The organism is Vibrio sp. V42_P2S4T144 (assembly GCF_009904715.1).
Lineage (GTDB): Bacteria > Pseudomonadota > Gammaproteobacteria > Enterobacterales > Vibrionaceae > Vibrio > Vibrio alginolyticus.
This window is the reverse complement of the sequence record NZ_WXWS01000045.1, coordinates 1-5,588: the sequence shown is the minus strand read 5'-3', so window position 1 is coordinate 5,588 and position 5,588 is coordinate 1. Positions and strand designations below refer to the sequence as shown.

At 43.0% G+C, this 5,588-nt stretch carries 5 protein-coding genes; 4 read left to right on the top strand and 1 reads right to left on the bottom strand.

Annotated elements, in window-relative coordinates:
• Positions 1-68: 68 nt before the first annotated feature.
• The 4 genes from CAG68_RS01415 to CAG68_RS01400 all read left to right on the top strand — a co-directional run bounded on the left by CAG68_RS01415 (position 69) and on the right by CAG68_RS01400 (position 4,926).
• The gene (locus CAG68_RS01415; protein WP_017821929.1) at positions 69-1,304 is read left to right on the top strand and encodes an outer membrane protein transport protein; all 1,236 of its coding nucleotides are present in this window, start codon (positions 69-71) and stop codon (positions 1,302-1,304) included.
• A 20-nt stretch (positions 1,305-1,324) separates the two neighbouring features.
• Positions 1,325-3,733: a VolA/Pla-1 family phospholipase gene (locus CAG68_RS01410; RefSeq protein WP_161440708.1), complete on the top strand. Its 2,409-nt coding sequence runs from the start codon at positions 1,325-1,327 to the stop codon at positions 3,731-3,733.
• Between the two features lie 136 nt (positions 3,734-3,869).
• A complete protein-coding gene (locus CAG68_RS01405; protein ID WP_005376349.1) occupies positions 3,870-4,079 on the top strand; it encodes a YgdI/YgdR family lipoprotein in 210 nt (69 codons plus the stop codon).
• Positions 4,080-4,368: 289 nt separating this feature from the next.
• Positions 4,369-4,926, top strand: coding sequence for a PhnA domain-containing protein (locus tag CAG68_RS01400; protein WP_005376350.1), 558 nt, complete (start codon positions 4,369-4,371; stop codon positions 4,924-4,926).
• A 127-nt stretch (positions 4,927-5,053) separates the two neighbouring features.
• Here the strand turns inward: CAG68_RS01400 and CAG68_RS01395 are convergent, their stop codons facing one another.
• A complete protein-coding gene (locus CAG68_RS01395) occupies positions 5,054-5,245 on the bottom strand; it encodes a hypothetical protein (protein WP_005376351.1) in 192 nt (63 codons plus the stop codon).
• Positions 5,246-5,588 lie beyond the last annotated feature (343 nt).

The window sequence follows — 5,588 nt, the reverse complement described above, 5'->3', positions numbered from 1 at the left end:
GGTGTAAGTACCACACAACAATTACAAGGACTTCGGTCCAGCATTATGACACCCTAGGAGGGTCAAGGATGAACAAGAAGCACTGCTCTCTGCTTACAATTTCAATATTGTTTGCGTGTAATGCCCACTCAGCGGGCTTCCAGGTAGCTGAACATTCGGCATCTGGTCTTGGTCGAGCATTTTCAGGTGAAGGGGCTGTTGCAGATAATGCCAGCGTCCTTGCTCGTAACCCTGCAGCAATGACACTTTTCAAAGAAGCTCAATTTTCGGGCGCGTTATCTATCATCGACCCTGAAGTCGATGTGTACGACACTGTAAACAATGAACACGCGAAAGATGTCGCCCCTTTACAGATCGTGCCAGCAGGTTATTACATCAGCCCTATCAATGATAACTGGGCCTGGGGCATCGGTATGTTCACAACATACGGTGTTGCCACTGACTATCCAAATGATATTTCCGCAGGTGATATGGCGGGTGACACTTCCCTACTTTCAGTAAACATCAACCCTAATGTCGCTTACCGTATCAACGAGTCTTTCAGTGTCGGTGGTGGTATCAACCTAGTATACGCTGAAGCAGAGCTGACTCGTCACAAAGGCGCACTCGCCGGTATTTTAGGTGGTAATAAGTCCGATAACCTTGTCGGCATGGAAGGTGAAACTTTCGCTTGGGGTTGGAATGTCGGCGCTTTATTTGAGCTAAATGAAAACAACCGTTTTGGCTTTGGCTACCGCTCTAAGGTTGATCTAGATTTTGATGACGGTGAGTTTAGTAGTTACGACTCTGGTCGAGCTTCATCACCAAAAGTTGATGGCCGTTTAAAAATCTCTCTCCCTTCAATTATCGAATTATCGGCTTTCCATCAACTGAATGAACAATGGGCTGTACATTACGGCTGGCAACAAACCGACTGGAGCACATTTAAAGAACTAAAAGCGACCAGTAACGAATGTAATGACGGAGTATGTTTCTTTAAACCTGAGAAATATGAAGACAACAATCGCTACTCCGTTGGTGCAACTTACATACTTAATACAGACTGGACATTCCGTGCAGGCTTTGCGTACGACGAACAAGCAGGTGAAGCGACATTGAGTATCCCTGACAGTGACCGTTTTTGGTACAGCGCGGGCCTAACTTACGCAATGAGTGAGAATTTAACTTTCGATGCAGGCTTTGCACTTGTTAAGAGTAAATCAGGCTCTTTCACTGAGACAAATGCTCTGGGTGAAGAGATTAAGTTTGACTCAGAAGGTACTGCTTACATCAGCGCGGTACAGATGAACTACACCTTCAAATAATGGGATTACGGAGTAAACCAATGAAACACACGTTTAAATTATCAATGCTTTGTTCTGCAATCCTTCTTGCTGGTTGTGGTGATGATACCTCCAGCTCTGGTACTTCCGACAAAGTTCAATTTGAAGATGAAGTCCAAGCATTGCTTGATCGCGAAACATCCATCAGTTTTACGCTTCAAGGAGCGAACGCAGATGTACCGGCACCGTCTTACTTATTAATGGACACAAGCGATGGTACGCTTGGTCTGCCAACTGATGGCGATGATGCTTTAACCAACCCTAGAGCCTCAATGAACACGATGGATGGATGGTCAACGTCTATGCCAATCGTTCTTAACTTCAACGGCGACGGTTTTGCAACGGGCATGCTGTCGTCTGGTGTTAAAGTCATCAAGATTAACCAACGCTTAACCGAGTGGGACGGTAAATCTAACCCAATCGAAGAGGTACTCGTTCAGAATCAGGACTACGTAGTTCAAGCAAAAGGTAGCTCTCTATACATCCAGTTCTTGGCTGCACTTGATGAGTCAAGCGAGTACATTTTTGCGGTTACACAAGATGTTACTGACGTGAATGGTGAGCCAATTGGTACATCAGCAAGTTATGCGACAGTTAAATCGAAAGAAATCGTTTATGAAACTGGCGACCTTGCTTCTGTTCAAGCAGTCACTCAGGCGGTTGAAGGCATTTTTGGTCTAGCTCAAGTTGACCCTAACGACATCGTTTACTCCTCATGGTTCAGTACCCAGTCTGTAGGTGATACGTTAGCGGCAGTCAAAGGAGTAACCGCTACTGGTTTTTCTACTGGCGCAAACACACTAAATACCGTTTACAAAAATGACTCAAACGAAGGTTCAGTAGACTTATCAACGGCCTACACAATAACGCTCGGTGAAACCCAAGACTTTAGCACTGCGCTAGACTCTGACGATGACTTTAGTAAATACATTAGCGATCTAGACGCAGCTAAAACGGCAATTAAAGGCCTTTACATGCAATCAGGTGCCGATGTAAGCGTGACACAAGGTGTGGTAAGACTGCCTCATTACTTGGAAAAAGGCGCAAGCTGGAACATGCAACCAATGGTATCTGCGATGCCAAGCCTAGCGAAGCTAAGCGCAGCATTAGCGGATCCGAACGAGCAAGCAAACATGGTTCAGCAGCTATCAACAGGCGTTTTTGCAAATGATCCTGTTGATGTGACAAAGCTTGCTACAGATCCTACAGAGCAGCTAAAACTTGTTGGAGCTAAGCTTACTCTTACCGATGGTACCCAGCTTGATAGTGAGCGTATTATTACTCGCTACTCGCCTGTTCCCGTAGTGAAATCGGTTGAAGATGTCGAAGTACTGGTCTTCACACCTAAATCTGGCGTCGCGACAGACGTTGTGATTTATCAACACGGCATCACCTCTGCGAAAGAGAATGCGTACGCGTTCGCGTTCAATATGGTAAAAGCAGGTGTGGCAGTTATCGCTATTGACTTACCTATTCATGGTACGCGCAGCTTAGATGAACAACGTTCCGCAAATGCGAATGTACTGGCTTATCTAAATCTTTCCAATTTAGCCGTTGCGCGTGACAACCTACGTCAAAGTGTTCTGGATGTGTTAGGTTTGCGCGCTAGCTTGGTAGTATCTGCTCAAGGCGGTCTTTTAGCTGGAGGTCCTCTGCAAGGCTTCAACCCAATGACGGGTTCAAAAGTCAAAATGCTAGGTCATTCACTTGGCGGTATTGTAGCTACATCTGCCGTCGCAGCAGCAAACAATACATTGGGCAGCCCTACTGCGGATGCGCTGTACACCTTTAGTTCTGCATCAGTACAGAACTCTGGTGGACAAATTGGTAATTTGTTACTGGGTTCAGACAATTACGGCCCTCAGATCAAACATAACCTCGCTTATGCAGCATCAAAAGACTATGCGACTTACGCTGATGCATCATGTGCGGATCTAGAAGATAAAACATGTTACGAAGCTTTTGAGGCTGCGGCAACGGAAGCTCAAGTAGCAGCGCTAGAAGCAGGTTTCTCACAATTTATCTATGCAGCACAGACTACACTAGACACTGTCGATCCGTTCACAAACGCTTCAGATTTAGTGGCATCTGGTTCGCTAACGACACCATTCTTGATGACAGAAGTGGATGGCGATAGCACAGTACCAAACAGCGTTCCAAATGCACCATTCGCGGGTACTGAACCGCTTGCTAATAAGCTAGGATTGAAGACTGTGAACAGTACGGACACTACTGTGAATGCAACTGCGAGCTTTGTACAGTTTAATGCTACTGCATCGCACAGTACTTTTGCTTCGCCAAATGGCACACTTTCTGATATTGACCATCACGTTGAGATGCAAATGGAAAACACAGACTTCTTAATGGATGACACTTTAACGGGTGTGACTAATACTTCCGTTCTGAAGTAATCGTATTACCTCTCTTACCAAAGCCCAGTTTCTACTGGGCTTTTTCATTTCAATTGTATTCAAACCCACTCATATTTCCTCTGCTATAGTTAAATCGATGTCTTTGCCTAACTCACTTGTTTAAAAGGAAAACTCTATGCGCGTATTGACTGTTATTGCCACTGTATTACTTCTTGCTGCATGCGGAAGTAGCCAATATCTGATGTCGACAAATGAAGGGAAAATTATTACCTCTTACGGTAAACCAGACCTGAACGAAGAAACGGGTATGTACGAGTATGAAGACATGGATGGTAAAGAAATGAGTATTTCAAAAGAGCAAATTGTCCAGATTGTCGAACGTTAACGACAGGCCCTCTGTAAATTAGAGGGCTATGTTCTAGCCACCCTCTCTCTACATTTACCTCTTTTAGGTTTGTAATCGTTGTAGAAATTGACACAACCAATTCATAAACCAAAACAATTAATAGTGTCTTTTATACTTCCGTATTATTTATTTAGCGAATATTTTACATCTTCACCTTAATCAGGTTGGAGTATTGTAAAATCTAATCTTTAATTCGCTAACACCCTTTTATTTCTCAGGATAAAGTGGATAATACCGCCACAAAATAACATTACTAAGGTGAGTCCTTATGTCTATTGAAGCTACTCTGCTTGCGCGCTGCGAGTCAAAATGTGAACTGTGTTCTTCTGAATCTCAACTAACTGCATACGCTGTCCCACCTCACGGTAATGTGACGGTTGATACTGCCATCATGGTTTGTGATAAGTGTCTGGGTGAGATCGATGAGCCAAAAGACATTAACCACTGGCGTTGTCTAAACGAAAGTATGTGGAGCCAGGTTCCTGCTGTACAAGTGACTGCATGGCGCCAACTCACTCGCCTAAACACAGAAAGCTGGGCTCAAGATGCTCTTGACATGATGTACATGGAAGAAGAGCAAATGAACTGGGCAATGAAAGGGATGTCTGCTGACGATAAAACGGTTGACTGTAACGGCACTGAACTTAAGAAAGGTGACGATGTAACAGTAATTAAAGACCTACCAGTAAAAGGCACTAACCAAGTAATCAAACAAGGTACAGTGATTCGTGGTATTAGCCTTGGCGATGATCCAAAGCTAGTTTCGGGTAAGGCAAATGGTGGTCAGTCGATGTACGTGATCGCAGAATACTGCCGCAAGAAGTAATATCGCACTTCAGTCATGTCTACCTCCTCTAGAGTGTTTCTTTTCTAGGGCGTAGGTTGAGTAGGCATGTTTTACAAATAAAAAAAATACCGGCTCATAGGCCGGTATTTCTTACACTATTTCAATATCAACGGTACATACCGATGTCTTTTTGAATATGTGCTGACAAGTCTTCTGCGTAGTAACTGCGTGGCGCAGTGTTATCTACAAATAGAATGTCCAGTAAGTGAGCAATCAGTCCTTTGAAGTTAACCGCGTAGGTTTTCTTATCCATAGAGGTTGGTAAAGCTACATTTGTCATTTGCATTGCTTGTGCCATGATTGCCTCTCTTTAAAAGCAGTAGTCTGTTTAGTTGGTTGTATATTAGTCAGTTTCTTATTGTTTAAGAAATGACAAATTTTACCCATTCAAATTAGAATTTCTAATAAAACAAACTCATTACAAAACTCAAAAATACAAATGAATAATAACGGCATAAATAATCACAATTGCTGTAATTACATTGAATAACTGAACATTACCTGCATAATTGCCCCTTAAGCAACAACATATATTTAACAATATTTTTCGTTATTTCTTTTGATTTTAGTGCTTACTTTATATTTTTTGATTAGTAATATTAACGCTAGTTTGACGCTTCGCTTTATTTTTTAGGAGTGAT

Bases quoted from the DNA above. Each gene is read 5' to 3' on its own strand.
- CAG68_RS01400 (WP_005376350.1), top strand. From the start codon at position 4,369: ATGTCTATTGAAGCTACTCTGCTTGCGCGCTGCGAGTCAAAATGTGAA.
- CAG68_RS01395 (WP_005376351.1), bottom strand. From the start codon at position 5,245: ATGGCACAAGCAATGCAAATGACAAATGTAGCTTTACCAACCTCTATG.
- CAG68_RS01405 (WP_005376349.1), top strand. From the start codon at position 3,870: ATGCGCGTATTGACTGTTATTGCCACTGTATTACTTCTTGCTGCATGC.
- CAG68_RS01415 (WP_017821929.1), top strand. From the start codon at position 69: ATGAACAAGAAGCACTGCTCTCTGCTTACAATTTCAATATTGTTTGCG.
- CAG68_RS01410 (WP_161440708.1), top strand. From the start codon at position 1,325: ATGAAACACACGTTTAAATTATCAATGCTTTGTTCTGCAATCCTTCTT.